The following is an 18353-nucleotide window of genomic DNA, read 5'->3' on the forward strand; positions in this document are numbered from 1 at the left end:
AACAGATAGCCTTGGCGGCAGACAAACGGAAAAGCCCCCGCATGCATCCATGCGGGGGCTTTTCCGTTTGTCTGCTGCCAAGGCTTAGTCGCGGCTTTCCGGGGTATCGACCAGGTTGTCCAGATCGGTGTCCATCGCGTCCTCGTCCATCACCGGCGCAGCCAGGGCTGCAGCGGCTTCGGCTTCCTCGCGGCGGGCTTCCAGAACCACGTTGTCGCGGCCCTGGGCGATCTGGCGCACCCGCTGGGTGGCACCGCCGGTGCCGGCCGGGATCAGGCGGCCCACGATGACGTTCTCCTTGAGGCCGACCAGCTTGTCCTTCTTGCCCTGCACCGAAGCCTCGGTGAGAACCCGGGTGGTCTCCTGGAAGGAGGCCGCCGAGATGAAGGAGCGGGTCTGCAGAGACGCCTTGGTGATGCCGAGCAGGATCGGTTCACCCTGAGCCGGACGCTTGCCGCGGGCCAGCGCCTTCTCGTTGGCGGCGTCGAACTCCTGCTTGTCCACGTGCTCGCCTTTCAGCAGCGTGGTGTCGCCGGAGTCGGAGATCTCCCACTTCTGCAGCATCTGGCGGACGATCACCTCGATGTGCTTGTCGTTGATCTTCACACCCTGCAGGCGGTAGACGTCCTGGACCTCGTCGATCATGTAGTTCGCCAGTGCCTCGACACCCATGATGGACAGGATGTCATGCGGCGCCGGGTTGCCGTCCATGATGTAGTCGCCCTTCTGGACATAGTCACCTTCCTGGACCGGAATGTGCTTGCCCTTGGGCACCATGTATTCGACGGCTTCCATCGACTCGTCCGACGGCTCGATCGCGATGCGGCGCTTGTTCTTGTAGTCGCGGCCGAAGCGCACGTAACCATCGATTTCGGCGATGATCGCGTGATCTTTCGGACGGCGGGCTTCGAACAGTTCCGCAACGCGCGGAAGACCACCGGTGATGTCCTTGGTCTTGGCGCCTTCACGCGGGATCCGCGCGACCACGTCACCGGCCAGGATCTGCTGGCCGTCTTCGACCGACAGGATGGCATCCACGGACATCGGGTAGGTCAGCGGGTTGCCGGCGTCGTTACGCACCGGCTCGCCGTTGCCGTCGACCAGAATGATTTCCGGCTTCAGGTCGGAGCCCTTCGGAGCCGCACGCCAGTCGATCACGATCTTCTGGGTCATGCCGGTGGCTTCGTCGGTCTCGTCGCGGACAGCCAGGCCCGAGATCAGGTCGACATACTTGGCGGTACCCGGCTTCTCGGCGATGATCGGCAGGGTATAGGGGTCCCATTCGAACAGCTTGTCGCCGCGGGCAACCATCTGGCCTTCCTTGACGAACAGCTTGGAGCCGTAGCCCAGCTTGTGGCTGGCGCGCTCTTCGCCGTGCTCGTCCTGGATGATCAGCTTCATGTTGCGGCCGACAACCAGGGTCTCGCCGTTGGCGTTCTCCAAGGTCTGCGGCATCTCGAAGACGATCTTGCCTTCCTGGCTGGCTTCCAGGAACGACTGCTGGCCGCCCTGGGCAACGCCGCCGATGTGGAAGGTCCGCATGGTCAGCTGGGTGCCGGGTTCACCGATCGACTGCGCCGCGATGATGCCGACGGCCTCGCCGGTGTTCACCTGCGTGCCGCGGGCCAGGTCACGGCCGTAGCACATGGCGCAGACGCCCTCTTCGCTTTCACAGGTCAGCGGCGAGCGGATGCGGGTCGACTGCACGCCGGCCTCTTCCACTGCGTCGGCCATGCGCTCGTCGATCAGCTGGCCGGCGGCCACGATGATCTCTTCGGTGCCGGGCTTCTTGATGTCATCCGCAGCCACACGGCCCAGGATGCGCTCGCCCAGCGACGCCACGACCTCGCCGTCGTTCACAGCCGCTTCTGCGGTGATCGCACGCTCGGTGCCGCAGTCGTGCTCGCGCACGATGCAGTCCTGCGCCACGTCCACCAGACGGCGGGTCAGGTAACCCGAGTTCGCCGTCTTAAGCGCGGTATCCGACAGACCCTTACGGGCGCCGTGGGTCGAGTTGAAGTACTCGAGCACGGTCAGGCCTTCTTTAAAGTTCGAGATGATCGGGGTCTCGATGATGTCGCCGTTCGGCTTGGCCATCAGGCCGCGCATGCCGCCCAGCTGTTTCATCTGAGTAACCGAGCCACGCGCACCCGAGTGGGCCATCATGTAGACCGAGTTCGGCTCCATCACGGCGCCGTTCTCGTCCCGCTTGTCCGCGGAGATGGTGCCCATCATCGCTTCGGTGACCTTGTCGTTACACTTCGACCAGGCATCGACAACTTTGTTGTACTTTTCGCCCTGGGTGATCAGGCCGTCCATGTACTGCTGTTCGAAGTCTTTCACCTGCTCGCGGGTGTCGTCGACGATGGTCCACTTGGTGTCCGGGATCACCATGTCGTCCTTGCCGAAGGAGATGCCGGCCTTGAACGCTTCGCGGAAGCCCATGGTCATGATCTGGTCGCAGAAGATGACCGATTCCTTCTGGCCGCAGTAGCGGTAGACGGTGTCGATGACCTGCTGAACCTCTTTCTTCCGCAGCAGGCGGTTGACCAGTTCAAACGGCGCCTTGGCGTTCTTCGGCAGCAGCGCGCCCAGACGGACACGGCCCGGGGTGGTCTCAAAGCGCTTGAGAACCTCGTTGCCTTCCTCGTCGATCTGGGTGATCCGCGCGGTGATCTTGGAGTGCAGATGCACTTCGCCGGCGTCCAGCGCGTGCTGAACCTCGTCGATGGTGCCGAAGATCTTGCCTTCGCCGGGCATGCCTTCGCGCTCCAGGGTCACATAGTAGAGACCCAGGATCATATCCTGCGAGGGAACGATGATCGGCGCGCCGTTGGCAGGCGACAGAACGTTGTTGGTCGACATCATCAGGACGCGCGCTTCCAGCTGGGCCTCGAGGCTCAGCGGGACGTGCACAGCCATCTGGTCGCCGTCGAAGTCCGCGTTGAACGCCGAGCAGACCAGCGGGTGCAGCTGGATCGCCTTGCCTTCGATCAGCGTGGGCTCAAACGCCTGGATACCAAGACGGTGCAGCGTCGGTGCGCGGTTCAGCATCACCGGGTGCTCGCGGATCACCTCATCCAGGATATCCCAAACCTCGGGACGCTCTTTCTCGACCAGCTTCTTCGCCTGCTTCACGGTGCTGGACAGGCCCTTGGCCTCCAGACGCGAGTAGATGAAGGGCTTGAACAGCTCCAGCGCCATCTTCTTGGGCAGGCCGCACTGGTGCAGCTTCAGCTCGGGACCGGTCACAATCACCGAACGGCCGGAGAAGTCGACGCGCTTACCCAGAAGGTTCTGGCGGAAGCGGCCCTGCTTGCCTTTCAGCATGTCGGACAGCGACTTCAGCGGGCGCTTGTTGGCGCCGGTGATGACGCGGCCGCGGCGGCCGTTGTCGAACAGCGCGTCAACAGACTCCTGCAGCATCCGCTTTTCGTTGCGGACGATGATGTCCGGCGCGCGCAGTTCGATCAGCCGCTTCAGGCGGTTGTTCCGGTTGATCACGCGGCGGTACAGGTCGTTCAGGTCGGAGGTCGCAAAGCGGCCGCCGTCCAGCGGAACCAGCGGGCGCAGTTCCGGCGGAATGACCGGGATCACGGTCATGATCATCCATTCCGGACGGTTGCCCGACTCCAGGAAGGATTCAACGACTTTCAGACGCTTGATGATCTTCTTGGGCTTCAGTTCGCCGGTCGCTTCGGCCAGTTCGGCGCGCAGCGTTTCGGCTTCCGATTCCAGGTCGATCTGGGCCAGCATGTCACGGATCGCTTCGGCGCCGATGTTGGCGGTGAAGGCGTCCATGCCATAGGCGTCCTGGGCGTCCATGTACTCTTCTTCGGTCATCATCTGACCATAGGTCAGGTCGGTCAGACCCGGCTCGATGACGACGTAGTTTTCAAAGTACAGAACCCGTTCCAGGTCGCGCAGGGTCATGTCCAGCATCAGGCCGATGCGGCTGGGCAGCGACTTCAGGAACCAGATATGCGCAACCGGCGCCGCCAGTTCGATGTGGCCCATGCGCTCGCGGCGCACTTTCTGCAGGGTGACCTCGACGCCGCATTTTTCGCAGACGACGCCGCGGTACTTCATCCGCTTATATTTGCCGCACAGGCATTCGTAGTCTTTGATCGGGCCAAAGATCCGGGCACAGAACAGGCCGTCGCGCTCCGGCTTGAAGGTCCGGTAGTTGATGGTCTCGGGCTTTTTGATTTCGCCGTAGGACCAAGACAGGATCCGTTCCGGGCTGGCCAGCGAGACTTTGATTTCATCAAAGACCTTCGGCGGGGTCAGCGGGTTGAACGGGTTGTTGGTGATTTCCTGGTTCATTTTGATACCTCAAATCTTGCGGAAGGGGGGAGCGGGAGAAGGGCGCGGGGCCCTTACTCCTCAACCTCCGCATCCAGGAGTTCCATGTTCAGGCCGAGGCCGCGGACTTCTTTAACCAGAACGTTGAACGATTCCGGCACGCCCGCCTCGAAGTTATCCTCGCCCTTGACGATCGACTCATAGACCTTGGTCCGGCCGGCGACGTCATCCGATTTGACGGTGAGCATCTCCTGCAGGGTGTAGGCGGCGCCATAGGCTTCCAGAGCCCAGACTTCCATCTCACCGAAGCGCTGACCGCCGAACTGCGCCTTACCGCCCAGCGGCTGCTGGGTGACCAGCGAGTACGGGCCGGTGGAACGCGCGTGGATCTTGTCGTCCACCAGGTGGTGCAGCTTCAGCAGGTACTTGATGCCAACGGTGACCGGACGCGCGAACTGCTCGCCGGTGCGGCCGTCGAACAGGATCGACTGGCCGGACTGGTCAAAGCCCGCACGCACCAGGGCGTTGTTCACATCGTCTTCCTTGGCGCCGTCGAAGACCGGGGTCGCAATCGGCACACCGCGGGTCACGTTGCCTGCGGCTTCGATCAGCGTGTCCTCGTCCATGCTGGCGATGCCTTCGTCGTAGACATCGTCGCCATAGGCGTGGTGCATCGCTTCACGGACCGGGGTCAGGTCGCCCGAGCGGCGGTATTCCTGCAGCGCTTCGTCCACCTTGATGCCGAGGCCGCGCGCGGCCCAGCCCATGTGGGTCTCCAGGATCTGACCGACGTTCATGCGCGACGGCACGCCCAGCGGGTTGAGGCAGAAGTCGACCGGGGTGCCGTCGGCGAGGAACGGCATGTCCTCCATCGGCACCACTTTCGAGATCACACCTTTGTTGCCGTGACGGCCGGCCATCTTGTCGCCCGGCTGCAGCTTGCGCTTCACCGCGATGAAGACCTTGACCATCTTCATCACGCCCGGCGGCAGGTCGTCGCCGCGGCGGACCTTCTCGACCTTGTCCTCGAAACGGGCGTCCAGGGCACGCTTCTGCGCCTCGTACTGCTCGTTCAGGGCCTCGACGATCTGGGCGTCCTGCTCATCCTCGAGGGCAAGCATCCACCACTGGCCGCGGGACAGCGAATCCAGCAGCTCCTCGTCGATCGGGGAACCGGCACGCACGCCTTTCGGGCCTTTGACGGCCACTTTGCCCAGCAGCATGCCGCGCAGGCGGGCATAGATGTTGCGGTCCAGGATCGCCAGCTCGTCGTCCCGGTCACGGGCCAGACGCTCGACTTCCTCACGCTCGATCTGCAGCGCACGCTCGTCTTTTTCCACGCCGTGGCGGTTGAAGACGCGCACCTCGACCACAGTACCGTAGTCGCCCGGCTTCACGCGCAGCGAGGTGTCGCGCACGTCGGAAGCCTTCTCGCCGAAGATGGCGCGCAGCAGCTTCTCTTCCGGGGTCATCGGGCTTTCGCCCTTCGGAGTGATCTTGCCGACCAGAATGTCGCCCGGCTCGACATCGGCACCGATGTAGACGATGCCTGCCTCGTCGAGGTTGCGCAGGGCTTCCTCGCCGACGTTGGGGATGTCGCGGGTGATTTCTTCCGGCCCGAGCTTGGTGTCACGGGCGGCGACTTCGAACTCCTCGATGTGGACCGAGGTGAAGACGTCGTCGCGCGCGATGCGCTCGGAGATCAGGATCGAGTCTTCGTAGTTGTAGCCGTTCCACGGCATGAACGCGACGACCACGTTTTTGCCCAGTGCCAGTTCGCCCATATCGGTCGACGGGCCGTCGGCGATCACTTCGCCCTTGGCAACGGTGTCGCCCACCTTGACCAGAGGCTTCTGGTTGATGGTGGTGTTCTGGTTGGACCGCTGGAACTTGCGCAGACGGTAGATGTCAACGCCCGCATCGCCCAGCTCCAGGTCCTCGGTGGCCCGGATCACGATACGCTGCGCATCCACCTGGTCGATGATGCCCGCACGTTTCGCCTGGATGGCCGCGCCGGAGTCGATCGCAACCTTTTCCTCGATGCCGGTGCCGACCAGCGGCGCCTCTGCACGCAGCAGCGGAACCGCCTGACGCTGCATGTTCGAGCCCATCAGAGCGCGGTTGGCGTCGTCGTTTTCCAGGAACGGGATCAGCGAGGCAGCGACGGAGACCAGCTGCTTCGGCGACACGTCGATCAGGTCCACGCTTTCGCGCGGCGCCAGGGTGTAGTCGCCGGACTGGCGGGTCGACACCAGGTCGTTGATGAACTTGCCGCTCTCGTCCAGGGTCGCGTTCGCCTGCGCCACGGTGTGGCGCATTTCCTCGGTCGCCGACATGTAGTGCACTTCGTCGGTCACCTGGCCTTCGTTCACCACCCGGTAGGGGGTTTCGATGAAGCCGTATTTGTTGACGCGCGCGAAGGTCGCCAGCGAGTTGATCAGACCGATGTTCGGGCCTTCCGGGGTCTCAATCGGGCACATCCGGCCATAGTGGGTCGGGTGCACGTCGCGGACCTCAAAGCCGGCGCGCTCGCGGGTCAGGCCGCCCGGGCCAAGCGCCGACAGGCGGCGTTTGTGGGTGACTTCCGACAGCGGGTTGGTCTGGTCCATGAACTGCGACAGCTGCGAGGAGCCAAAGAATTCACGCACAGCAGCAGCAGCCGGTTTCGCGTTGATCAGGTCCTGCGGCATCACGGTGTCGATCTCGACGGAGGACATCCGCTCCTTGATCGCACGCTCCATGCGCAGCAGGCCGACGCGGTACTGGTTTTCCATCAGCTCGCCGACGGAGCGCACGCGGCGGTTGCCCAGGTGGTCGATGTCGTCGACATCGCCGCGGCCGTCACGCAGGTCGACCAGCGCCTTGATACAGGCGACGATGTCTTCCTTGCGCAGGGTGCGCTGGGTGTCTTCGGCGTCCAGAGCCAGGCGCATGTTCATCTTCACGCGGCCAACGGCGGACAGGTCGTAACGCTCGGAATCGAAGAACAGGGTGTCGAACAGCGCCGAGGCGGCTTCGACGGTGGGCGGCTCGCCCGGACGCATCACGCGGTAGATGTCCATCAGCGCGCTGTTGCGGTCCATGTTCTTGTCTTGCGCCATGGTGTTGCGCATGTACGGGCCGACGTTGACGTTGTCGATGTCCAGCACCGGAATGTCGGTGATGCCCGCATCCAGCAGTTCCTTCAGGGAACCGCCGATCAGCTCGCCGTCCTTGTCGTATTCCAGGGTCAGCTCATCACCGGCCTCGACATAGATCGCGCCGTTGTCTTCGTTGATGATGTCCTTGGAGACGAACTTGCCGACGATGTGCTCGAAGGGAACCAGCAGCTCGGTGATGGTGCCTTCTTCGATCATCTTCTTGACGGCGCGCGGAGTGACCTTCTTGCCGGCTTCGCAGATGATCTCGCCGGTGGCAGCGTCCACCAGGTCATAGGTCGGGCGGGTGCCGCGCACGCGTTCCGGGAAGAACGGGGTGACCCAGCCGCGGGATTTCTCCAGCTTGAACTGCACGGTGTTGTAATAGGCATCCATGATGCCTTCCTGGTCCAGGCCCAGGGCGTACAGCAGGGTGGTCACCGGCAGTTTGCGGCGGCGGTCGATACGGGCAAAGACGATGTCCTTGGCGTCGAACTCGAAGTCCAGCCAGGAGCCGCGGTACGGGATGATGCGGCAGGCAAACAGCAGCTTGCCCGAGGAGTGGGTCTTGCCCTTGTCGTGGTCGAAGAACACGCCCGGCGAGCGGTGCATCTGGGACACGATCACACGCTCGGTGCCGTTCACGATGAAGGTGCCGTTCGGGGTCATCAGGGGCATGTCGCCCATGAAGACGTCCTGCTCCTTGATGTCCTTCACCGACTTGGCGCCAGTGTCCTCATCGACATCAAACACGATCAGGCGCAGGGTGACCTTCAGCGGCGCCGAATAGGTCATATCGCGCTGCATGCACTCTTCGACGTCGTACTTCGGCTTTTCAAACGCGTATTTCACGAACTCCAGCACGGAGGTTTCGTTGAAATCCTTGATCGGGAAAACCGACTGGAACACACCTTTGATGCCTTCGCCGTCCAGCGGCTCTGCTGCATCGCCGGAGCGCAGGAAAAGGTCATAAGAAGATTTCTGCACCTCGATGAGGTTCGGCATCTCCAGCACTTCGCGGATTTTGCCGTAATATTTGCGTAGACGTTTCTGGCCAAGGAACGATTGAGCCATGTCAGATGTCACCTTTCGAGTTCTCACCGGTCAAGGAGGCCGCCGGGCCCCGGCTCCTTGCCCATACGAGACAGCGTGTTCGGATCAATTCATGGCCACCGTCCCGAAGGCAGCCTCCCGATCCCTTGAACCTCGCCTGAAAAAGCGCCCCTCGGATGAGGCCCTTTTTAAGACAGGTTCGGCTGGGCCCGGAAAATTCCGGACCCAGCCAAATTTCCGATGCACCGGAGATGCACCAGAGGCAGGACTTAGGCCAGCTCGACTTCGGCGCCAGCTGCTTCCAGCTTGGCTTTGATGTCTTCTGCTTCGGCTTTGTCGATGCCTTCTTTGATTTTGCCGCCAGCTTCGACCAGCTCTTTGGCTTCTTTCAGGCCCAGGCCGGTGATGCCGCGGACTTCTTTGATCACGTTGATCTTGGAAGCGCCGGCGTTCTTCAGAACGACGTCGAATTCGGTCTTTTCTTCTTCAGCTGCACCGCCGGCGTCGCCGCCAGCTGCCATGACAACTGCGCCGCCAGCTGCGGGCTCGATGCCGTATTCGTCTTTCAGGATGGTTTTCAGTTCTTGTGCTTCCAGCAGGGTCAGACCCACGATGCTTTCTGCGAGTGCTTTCAGATCAGCCATTGTATCAGCTCTTTCCGTTTACAGTATGTGTGTTCCAACGTGCGGGCTTGTGCCCCACGCCAGCCATTCAGTGCCAACCGCTTACGCAGCTTCCGCCTTCTCTTCGATGGTCGAAAGGATGCTTGCGATGTTGCTTGCAGGTGCGCCAATCGCGCCGGCGATGTTGGAAGCGGGTGCGCCAATGCAGCTTGCGATCTGAGCAATAAGCTCGTCGCGGGACGGCATTTTCGACACGGCTTCGACACCGGCACGGTCCAGAGCGTTCTCACCCATTGCGCCGCCGAGGATCTCAAACTTTTTGTTATCCTTGGCGAAATCCTCGGCCACTTTTGCAGCGGACACGGGATCTTCGGAGTAGGTCAGAACGGTCATCCCTGTCAGCAGGCCGGCCATGCTTGCACACGGCTTACCCTCGAGGGCGATTTTGGCGAGCCTGTTCTTGGCAACACGCACGGAGCTGTTCGCGTCGCTTGCACGCGCGCGCAGATCCTGCATCTCGGCAACTGTCAGACCGGCGTAGTGAGCTACCACCACGACGCCAGAGCTTTCGAAGATCTGGCCGAGTTCCTCGACCACTTTCTCTTTCTGGGCTCTATCCACAGTTCTCTCCAAGTTAGGGATGCTTGCACATCCCGGCTCATATTTGCCGGCCCGCAAAGGAACCGGCGTTCAGGTCCGTTTTACGGGATGAGCCAAATCCGCCCGAGGGATTGAAAACCCCCGATCTTCTTGGTCTGTACCCGTCTCAGGAGGGAAATTAAGGCCCGATCGGAGGCCACCCACCATCTTGGACGAAATGAAATAAAGCGCACGACGAATCGCACGCTTTATCTCAAGGCCGTAGTTAGTCGCATTTGAGGGGATTTCCAAGGGCAAATCCGCGCCGCAGGCCAAGTTTGGCCGCAGCCCGGCCGCGGCCGGCGCCAGCTGCCCCTTGCAGGCCGGGGTGTGCCGGGCAAGGCACAGCTTCCGCGCCGCTCCTGCCGCCGCCTCGACAAGCGCGTGCCGTCCGCTTCATACCGGAACAGACCACCCGCAGCGCTCCAGGCCCCTTGCATGCAGCTTATCACCGATCCCATCGCCCGCAACGGGGATCACAGCATCATCCACCAGCACGGCACCGGCAGCCGGCTGTTCGTCTGCCTCAGCGGCGTCGGCACCCAGCGGCATGAAATGCCGCCGTTCGAATTTCCCGGCACCGCCTCGGACGGCGGGCGGAACCACCTGCTGATGGTCTCCGACAAGCGCCGCAGCTGGATGAACGACCCGGACCTCACCGCCCTCATCGTCCAGGAGATCGAACGCATCCGGGCGCAGTTCGCGATCACCGAGGTGATCACCCTCGGCAACAGCATGGGCGGTTTCATGGCGCTGGTTCTGCCGCAGCTGACCCGGATCGACCGCGCCATCGCCTTCTCGCCGCAGTTCTCCATGCACCCCGATCACGTGCCGGAGGAAACCCGCTGGCAGTACTGGCGCCGCCGCTTCCCGCCCTACCGGTTCGAGACGGTCGGCAGCCTCGACCCGGAGCGATGCGGGCATTTCATCTTTCACGGCGATGCGGCGGAGGAGGAAATCCACTGGCGCCGCTTCCCGGCCCACCGCAGGATCCACCACTATGTCCTGAAGGGCACCGGCCACAACCTGGTCGCCGGGCTGAAGGATCAAGGCCTCTTGCCCCGCATCGTGCAGCTGGCGGCCGCGGGCAAGCCGCGGCGGCTGCGGCTGCTGCTGGAGCAGCACTACGGCCCCTGCCGCCGCGGCCTGCGCTGAGCGCCCGTCAAACGGCCCCGGACAAAGAAAAGGCCCGGCAGGATCAGATCCGCCGGGCCTTCTGACATCAGCTGTGTCTCCGATTACTCGGTAACAGCGTTGTCCACGTCAACCGTGATGCCCGGACCCATGGTCGAGGACAGGTTGATCTTTTTCATGTAAGCGCCTTTGGCGCCCGACGGCTTGGCTTTGGCCACGGCCGACACGAAGGCACGGACGTTCTCGACCAGCTTGGCTTCGTCGAAGGACGCTTTGCCGACGCCGGCGTGCACAACACCGCCTTTTTCAGCTTTGAACTGGACTTCGCCGCCCTTGGCTGCTTCCACGGCCGCTTTCACGTCCATGGTCACGGTGCCGACTTTCGGGTTCGGCATCAGGTTGCGCGGGCCCAGGATTTTGCCCAGACGGCCGACGACGGGCATCATGTCCGGGGTGGCGATGCAGCGGTCAAAGTCGATCTTGCCGCCTTGGATCGCTTCCATCAGGTCTTCGGCGCCGACGATGTCTGCACCGGCTGCGGTCGCTTCGTCAGCCTTGGGGCCGCGGGCGAACACAGCAACGCGCATGGCTTTGCCGGTGCCGTTCGGCAGGCCGACCACGCCGCGGACCATCTGGTCTGCGTGGCGGGTGTCGACGCCCAGGTTCAGGGCGATCTCGACGGTCTCGTCGAACTTCGAGGTTGCGTTGGCTTTCACCAGGGCAACAGCTTCTTCCACGGACAGGTTTTCTTTGCCTGCGAAAGCTTCGCGCGCGGCGCGGGTGCGTTTACCGAGCTTTGCCATCTTACTTCACCTCGATGCCCATGGAGCGGGCGGAGCCCAGGATGATCTGCATTGCCGCGTCGATGTCGTTGGCGTTCAGATCTTTCATCTTGGCTTCGGCGATTTCTTTCACCTGGGCCACGGTCACGGTGCCGACGGTTTCCCGGCTCGGGTTGTTCGCACCGGATTTCACCTTGGCCGCCTTCTTCAGGTAGTAAGACGCGGGCGGCGTCTTGATGTCCATGGTGAAGGACTTGTCCTGATAGTAGGTGATCACGGTTGGGCACGGCGCACCGGGCTCCATGTCTGCGGTCTTGGCGTTGAACGCCTTGCAGAATTCCATGATGTTGATGCCGCGCTGACCCAGGGCCGGGCCGACGGGCGGAGAGGGGTTTGCCTGACCTGCAGGAACCTGCAGCTTCATCGAACCAACAAGCTTCTTAGCCATTTGGTTTTCCTTTCAACGAGGACGGAACGCGTTCCGCCCGGAGAATGTTGCGTGGTCGGATTTCAGGATCGCGATCCGTCCATCTCCCACGAGAGAATCTCGCCCGAAGACGATAGAGGCGGCGTTTACAGGGGAATGCGGGGGTTGGCAAGCCGACAGGGGCAGAAAGCTGCAAGCTTGGATTCCGCACCCTCATATGGGAGATTTGCGGCGCATTCAAACCTAACAGACTTCATACTTACGGAGCTTTGAAGTGATTGATATGAAAATCGTGGTGCCGAACAGCTCCCAAAAATCCTTCAAAACTCTAAAATCTCATCTCGGCAGTTTAACCGACATAAATGACCGCTTTATCAAATGCGACAAAATCAAAGCCGTTCTAGAAGAACTTAGCCTAGCGGAAGACATTCACGAAGATTACCTTCTGCAAGACTTGATGACCTTTGCTTACGCGGCAAATGATCTGAGAGCCGGTTGCGAAGGCGACGACGTCATCTGGAACCGCCAAAGAGCCGTTTGCTTTCGCCGGATGGGATTTGACCAAGCAGCAAATGTTTTTCAGGACTATGTGGATCTGGTGGTCCGCGTTTCTGAAAGCGCAGCTGACTACCCGGACCTATCGACAGAAAATTTGGCCGGACTTCAACCTGAACTGGATGAACTTCACGTCCGTATGACTGCAGCCGCCGAACAGATCCCGCTTGATTTAATCGTACCTGCTGCGATCAAATCTTATGGCTTTCAGCTCCTGCCTCACAAGGAGGCCATCAGTTATTGGATCAGCCTTTTGACCCAATCTGATGCCTACCAAGAGACACTTTCTGCTGCCCAAGCTGATAAAACCTTCGGCAATGGTTTTGCCCCTGAGCAAGTTAGAGAACTTGAAAAACAGGGGGTGCTTTGGTGCTTTGACCTTTTCAAGTTTCAAACCGAAGATGGCCAAAACTCACCGCGGCAGCTATGGCAAACCAACAAGGGACCTCTGGCCACTCCCTATTACCCCCTAAACCATGACGGCGCAGTAGAGGTGGAAGCTTGGCCTTCTGAAGAATTGTTTGCATCCCTTCCCGGCAAGAAAAACATAGATGCTTCAAGGGCAGCAAACCAAGCGAACATTGCAAAATTTGTTGACGCCGGGAAACGCACTTCCTTCGACTACCAATCGGGGCCGTTGCAAGGGGCGCAAAAAATTCCTGTCATCGGCCCTCTTTTGCAAATCACAATGCTGGCGCTCAGGCCACGCGCAAACTTCAGGTTCTTCAGAGGGCTTGCACAGCAGGGAGTGAAGAGCAGCTTGATCCTACGCCATTCCGGCCGGGCAGTTCTCTGGGCTGCCCTTCTCTGCATTTTGAGTGCATCAGACATGTCGCGATCCATCTTTAGGGACGTGGCTGCGGGCATCGGATCTTGGAGCGACATCGCATTTGTTATCGGCTTTTTGATAGGTGCTACTCTTTTGTGCCAGGCAGGCCCGACTGCCCTTGGATTGATCATCGGATCGTTTGACCGCCGCAGCGGGCGCATCAGATGGAATTCCAATCTGCCCAACACCGGGTATGAGAACTTCATTACCCGGTCTGGCTGACTTAAGTAAAAAACGGCGGCAAGCTGACTTGCACAAGCACTCTATCAGACTGAAACAGCATCAGAAGCATCCCTGCCACACACAAAAAACGCCGCGCTGAACCCAGCGCGGCGCCTCAAATTCCACTGAGGGATCTATCACCCCTGCTTGGTCACCTGGGTGAAGTCCAGCTCCACCGGGGTCTCGCGGCCGAAGATCGACACGGTGACTTTGAGCTTCTGGTTGTCCTCGTCGACCTCTTCGACCATGCCGTCGAAATCCTCGAACGGGCCGTCGTTCACTTTCACCTTCTCGCCCACTTCGTAGTGGATCAGGGTGCGCGGCGCCTCGACGCCCTCCTCGACGCGGCCCAGGATGCCCTGCACCTCTGCGTCGCGCATCGGCATCGGGCGGCCCTGCGGGCCGAGGAAGCCGGTGACCCGGTTGATCGAGGAGATCAGGTGATAGCCGCGGTCGGACATTTCCATATGCACCAGCACGTAGCCGGGCATGAAGCGGCGCTCGGTCGAGACCTTCTTGCCGCGGCGGATCTCGATCACCTCTTCGGTGGGGACCAGAACCTCGTCGATCTCGTCCTCAAGGCCCTGTTCTGCGACCGAGGTGCGGATCTGCTCTGCGATTTTCTTTTCGAAGTTCGAAAGAACGCTGACCGAATACCACCGTTTCGCCATGAACCGTTGTCCTTGTTCTGCCGGGCGGGCCTGTGCCGCGCCGCTGCCTGATCATCCCGCTGCAGCCCTAACGCTGCGCTCTCCAACAAAAAGCGGCGTGCAAACCGAATCGCTGCACGCCCGCCTCAATAGTTCCGGATCACCTACCGCCCATTGCTGCCAAGATCAAGGGCCGCCAAGATAATGGCCTGCGCGGCAGGGGACGCCTGAAAACCGCTGCGGGCTTACCCGAACATCCCCAGAAGCCCTTGCAGGCCAAAGCGGATCAGCAGGTCGACCAGCGCAAAGAACAGCGCCGTCAGCGCCGCCATGATGAACACCATGACCGTGGTCAGCAGCACTTCGCGGCGGGTCGGCCAGACGACCTTGGATACTTCGGCGCGAACCTGCTGGATGAACTGAACGGGGTTGATAGTTGCCATACTGGGGGTGTCTCTCTGCTAGCAGTCAGGGCGATGTAACCGGAGCGGCCCGTGAATTCAAGCCCTGCGGCCCTTCTGCCCGGCCCGTTGCGGGTGTTGCGCAGGCAGCGAACGCCAGGTCAATCCAATTTTAATCCACTACTGGCAAAATTGACTCCAGAGGTTCCCTGCGGCCCATCGCGCCGCCCGGGGCCGGACCGTGTGAATTATTGAGATCGGAAGCCATGACACCAGCCAATTCCCTGTCCGAGGCCGAACAGTTCGAACGCGACGCCAAGTTTGAAGATGCCGCCATGGCCTATGCCGGCATCCTGTCCCGCAATCCCCGTAACAAGCGCGCGCAATCGGCGCTGGAGGGGCTGCGCAAACGGCTGGACTCGCAGACCGACCCGTCGCCGGTGCATCAGGCCGGGCTGGAGGAGGCGCTGGCGGAGGGCCGCCATTTCGAGGCCGCTGAAAGCTGCGGCGCGCTGCTCAAGACCTTCCGCGAATCGCATTTCCTGTGGGATTTCCTGGGCCGCTGCCACCTGGCCGCCGGCCATCTGGACAATGCCGCCACCTGCCTGAACAAGGCGATCGGCCTCAATCCCCGCGCCCCGTCGACCTATGCCGCCATGGGCCGCGTGAAAACCGCCCGCGGCGAGCTGGACAACGCCATGGCGCTGTTTGAGAAGTCGCTGACCCTCAACGCCGGCTGCCTGCCCGCGCTGCACGGCAAGGCAGAGGTGCTGATCAAGCGCGGCCAGAGCCAGAAGGCGGCCGCCATGCTGCGCAAGGCGGTGGCTCTAGCTCCGCATGACGCGGCGCTGCATGTCACGCTGGCGGGTCTCCTGACCCAGCAGGGCGCGGCTGAGGATGCCAAGGCGCATTACACCCAAGCGGTCAAGCTGAACCCCGCCCTGACAGAAGCGCAGTACCAGCTGGGCCTGCTGCTGAAAGCTGAGGGCGCCTTTGCCGATGCGCTGCCGTGTTTCGACAAGGTGCTGGAGGCTGACCCCTCGGACGACCGCGCCCGCACCCAGCGTCTGCACATGCTGGCAGAGCTGAATGACTGGCGCTGGCTGCCGGAATATGCCGGTCACCGCCGCCAGCTGGGCCTGCGCGGCAGCGGCTGCGACCCCAGCGCCCTGATGCTGATGGAGGACAATCCCGACCTCCTGCGCGCCCGCGCCCAGTCCTATGCCAGCGATCTGTTCGGGGCTGCGGAGCTGAACAGCACCCCGCCCGCCGGGCAGCGGCCCGGCCGGCTGCGGATCGGCTATTTCTTCGCCGCCCGCGACGCCGCGGCGGTGCTGGACCAGCACGGCGGAATGCTTGCCGCCCACGATTATGGCCGCTTTGACATCCGTATTTATGCGGTTGGCGCAGGCCTGCCGGACAGCGTGGCTCAGCAATTCAGCAGTCTCAAGGTTCTGGATGCCAGCGCTCCGGAACAGATGGCTGAGGCGGTGAAGGCAGACCGGCTTGATGCCGCGGTGGATCTCTCCGGCTATTACGGCGGCGGTGCGCTGCCGCTGTTCGCCGCCCGGCTGGCGCCGCTGCACATCGCCTTCCCCGGCTACCCCGGCACCATGGGCTCTGCCGCCTATGATTACCTGATCAGCGATGCGGCCGCCTGCCCGCCCGGCAGCGAGCGCTACCACAACGAACACCTGTTGCGCCTGGCCGGCGGCCACCAGGCTGCCGTGCCCGCGGCGCCGTCCGGCACCCCCGGCCGCGCCGCCTGCGGCCTGCCCGCGGAGGGCTTCGTGTTCTGCAGCTTTGCCAGCGGCAGCCGGATCACACCGCAGGAATTTGATATCTGGATGCGGCTGCTGCAAGGCGCCCCGGACAGCGCGTTGTGGCTGGCTGACAACGGCGAACATGCCGTATCCAACCTGCGCCGCGCTGCCGCTGCCCGCGGGGTTGACCCGGACCGGCTGGCCTTTGCCCCGGCGGCCGGCCGTGCGGATCACCTGGCCCGCCTGCCGCTGGCGGATCTGTTCCTGGACAGCTTCACCGTCAACGCCACCGCCACCGCCCGCGACGCCCTGTCCGCCGGCCTGCCGGTCCTCACCCTGCCCGGCCAGCAATTCGCCGCCCGCACCTCGGCCAGCCTGCTGCAGGCCGCCGGCCTGCCGGACATGATCGCCGCCAGCGCGGAGGAGTATGAGGCCAAAGCCGCTGAATTGGCTGCGGACGATAAGGCCGCCGCCGGCCTGCGCGGCCGGCTCCGTGCGCAGCAGCAGACCGCCGCGCTGTTCAGCCCGGGGCGGCTGGCCCGTCAGGTGGAGCGCGCCTTTGACGCCGCCTGCGAGCGGCAGCTGCAGGGGCAGGCGCCGGGCCACATCGACCTGGAGTGACCGGCCAAAACAAACGGCCTGCCCGAAAGGGCAGCGCTGTACCAGCGATGTGCGGGAAAATGGCAGGGGCAGCAGGGTTCGAACCCGCGACCTACGGTTTTGGAGACCGTCGCTCTACCAACTGAGCTATACCCCTGTGGTGCGGCATGTCCTACGGCAGCCGCGCCGCAGAGGCAAGAGGGAAAAGCGGATTTTCTTGCGCCGCCCGCGCGGTTTGCGGGCCGCGGGCTTTGCCCCGGCGCAGCCATGCAGTATGACGGGGAAAATACCGGGGCCAAGGCCCTGTGCCCCTTGCAGGAATGAGCCGTAGCCCCGTGAGCCTGAGAAAGAAAATCGCCGACAGCCCAAGGGTCAACCGCGCCGTGGAGGGGCTGTTTGCCGCCTATGTGCGATTCGCCTTCCGCACCTCGCGCTGGCGCCGCACCGGTTTCGAGGAGATGGACGCCTGCGTGCGCCGCGGCGAGCCGGTGATCTTCGTCCTGTGGCACCAGCGGCTGATCATGGCGCCTTATCTGTTCGACACCTCGCTGGGCCGCATCTGCGCCCTGACCTCAGCCGCCCGCGCCGGACGGCTGGCCGGGCAAATCCTGGTGCGGCTGGGGTTCGAGACCATCCCAATGTCGAGCCACAAGCGCCATGTTGCCCTGTCGCGCGAGGTGCTGCGCCGCACCCGCGAGGGCTGCTCCATCGGCATCGCCGCCGACGGCCCCCGCGGGCCTGCGCGGGTGTCTTCAACGGTGCCGGTGGTCTGGGCCCGGATGACCGGCTGCCGGGTGTTTACCGTGGCCTTTGCCGAAAAGAAGGTGATGAAGCTGCCGACCTGGGACCAGCAGATGCTGCCGCTGCCGTTTTCGCGCGGCGTGCTGATGTGCCGGGAATGGACGGACGAGGTGCCGAAGAAGCCGAGCGACGAGCAAGTGGAGGCGCTGCGGTTGAGCCTGGAGGCGTCGCTGGATGCCATTACCGATGCCGCGGATACAGCGGCCGGGCGCGATAGCGAAGACCCGAAGACGCAGGCGGGGTGATCGCAGCTTTCCGGCGCGGTTTCCGGAGGCCGGCGGAATTCCCATTCAGCTAGCGTGAAACTAGCACCCGGGCGGGGACCGGCCCGGCGCCTGCGGCTTGATTCCGGGCGGTTTGGCTGGCGAAACAGAAAAGGGCCGCCCGAAGGCGGCCCTCTCTTAGATCAATCCGTTGTGGTGGGCAGATTGC

At 62.6% G+C, this 18353-nt stretch carries 12 protein-coding genes and 1 tRNA gene; 4 read left to right on the top strand and 9 right to left on the bottom strand.

What is annotated here, in order from left to right; all coding sequences use genetic code 11:
* Positions 1–84: 84 nt before the first annotated feature.
* From rpoC to rplJ, 4 genes are all read right to left on the bottom strand, one after another.
* Positions 85–4326 carry a DNA-directed RNA polymerase subunit beta' gene (gene rpoC / locus AB1A62_RS07170; RefSeq protein WP_366660841.1) on the bottom strand — a complete coding sequence of 1414 codons (4242 nt, stop codon included), beginning with the start codon at positions 4324–4326 and terminating at the stop codon, positions 85–87.
* Positions 4327–4379: 53 nt separating this feature from the next.
* Positions 4380–8516 (bottom strand): DNA-directed RNA polymerase subunit beta, encoded by a 4137-nt coding sequence (gene rpoB / locus AB1A62_RS07175; RefSeq protein WP_366660842.1) that lies wholly within the window; start codon positions 8514–8516, stop codon positions 4380–4382.
* Between the two features lie 248 nt (positions 8517–8764).
* A complete protein-coding gene (gene rplL / locus AB1A62_RS07180) occupies positions 8765–9139 on the bottom strand; it encodes a 50S ribosomal protein L7/L12 (RefSeq protein ID WP_027236232.1) in 375 nt (124 codons plus the stop codon).
* Between the two features lie 81 nt (positions 9140–9220).
* Entirely contained in the window at positions 9221–9739 is a 519-nt protein-coding gene (gene rplJ, locus AB1A62_RS07185) for a 50S ribosomal protein L10 (RefSeq protein ID WP_174149354.1), read from the bottom strand.
* 456 nt (positions 9740–10195) lie between these two features.
* On the opposite strand from rplJ, the gene AB1A62_RS07190 reads away from it, so the two are divergent.
* A complete protein-coding gene (locus tag AB1A62_RS07190; RefSeq protein WP_366660843.1) occupies positions 10196–10912 on the top strand; it encodes a hypothetical protein in 717 nt (238 codons plus the stop codon).
* Positions 10913–10995: 83 nt separating this feature from the next.
* Here the strand turns inward: AB1A62_RS07190 and rplA are convergent, their stop codons facing one another.
* A complete protein-coding gene (gene rplA, locus AB1A62_RS07195; RefSeq protein ID WP_366660844.1) occupies positions 10996–11694 on the bottom strand; it encodes a 50S ribosomal protein L1 in 699 nt (232 codons plus the stop codon).
* A gap of 1 nt (position 11695) precedes the next feature.
* Positions 11696–12121 carry a 50S ribosomal protein L11 gene (rplK, locus tag AB1A62_RS07200; RefSeq protein ID WP_019298608.1) on the bottom strand — a complete coding sequence of 142 codons (426 nt, stop codon included), beginning with the start codon at positions 12119–12121 and terminating at the stop codon, positions 11696–11698.
* 253 nt (positions 12122–12374) lie between these two features.
* Between rplK and AB1A62_RS07205 the strand changes: the two genes are divergently transcribed.
* The gene (locus AB1A62_RS07205; RefSeq protein ID WP_366660845.1) at positions 12375–13706 is read left to right on the top strand and encodes a hypothetical protein; all 1332 of its coding nucleotides are present in this window, start codon (positions 12375–12377) and stop codon (positions 13704–13706) included.
* A 137-nt stretch (positions 13707–13843) separates the two neighbouring features.
* On the opposite strand, the gene nusG is transcribed toward AB1A62_RS07205, so the two are convergent.
* Positions 13844–14377: a transcription termination/antitermination protein NusG gene (gene nusG / locus AB1A62_RS07210; RefSeq protein ID WP_039150217.1), complete on the bottom strand. Its 534-nt coding sequence runs from the start codon at positions 14375–14377 to the stop codon at positions 13844–13846.
* 224 nt (positions 14378–14601) lie between these two features.
* Positions 14602–14799: a preprotein translocase subunit SecE gene (secE, locus tag AB1A62_RS07215; RefSeq protein WP_019298606.1), complete on the bottom strand. Its 198-nt coding sequence runs from the start codon at positions 14797–14799 to the stop codon at positions 14602–14604.
* Positions 14800–15023: 224 nt separating this feature from the next.
* Here secE and AB1A62_RS07220 point away from each other — a divergent pair, with 224 nt between their 5' ends.
* Positions 15024–17141: a tetratricopeptide repeat protein gene (locus AB1A62_RS07220; RefSeq protein WP_366660846.1), complete on the top strand. Its 2118-nt coding sequence runs from the start codon at positions 15024–15026 to the stop codon at positions 17139–17141.
* A gap of 60 nt (positions 17142–17201) precedes the next feature.
* Here the strand turns inward: AB1A62_RS07220 and AB1A62_RS07225 are convergent.
* Positions 17202–17277, bottom strand: a tRNA-Trp gene (locus AB1A62_RS07225).
* Between the two features lie 163 nt (positions 17278–17440).
* On the opposite strand from AB1A62_RS07225, the gene AB1A62_RS07230 reads away from it, so the two are divergent.
* Positions 17441–18166 (top strand): DUF374 domain-containing protein, encoded by a 726-nt coding sequence (locus AB1A62_RS07230; RefSeq protein WP_366660847.1) that lies wholly within the window; start codon positions 17441–17443, stop codon positions 18164–18166.
* Positions 18167–18353 lie beyond the last annotated feature (187 nt).

Origin of the sequence: Leisingera sp. JC11, from assembly GCF_040704725.1 — a bacterium.
Classification (GTDB): Bacteria; Pseudomonadota; Alphaproteobacteria; order Rhodobacterales; family Rhodobacteraceae; genus Leisingera.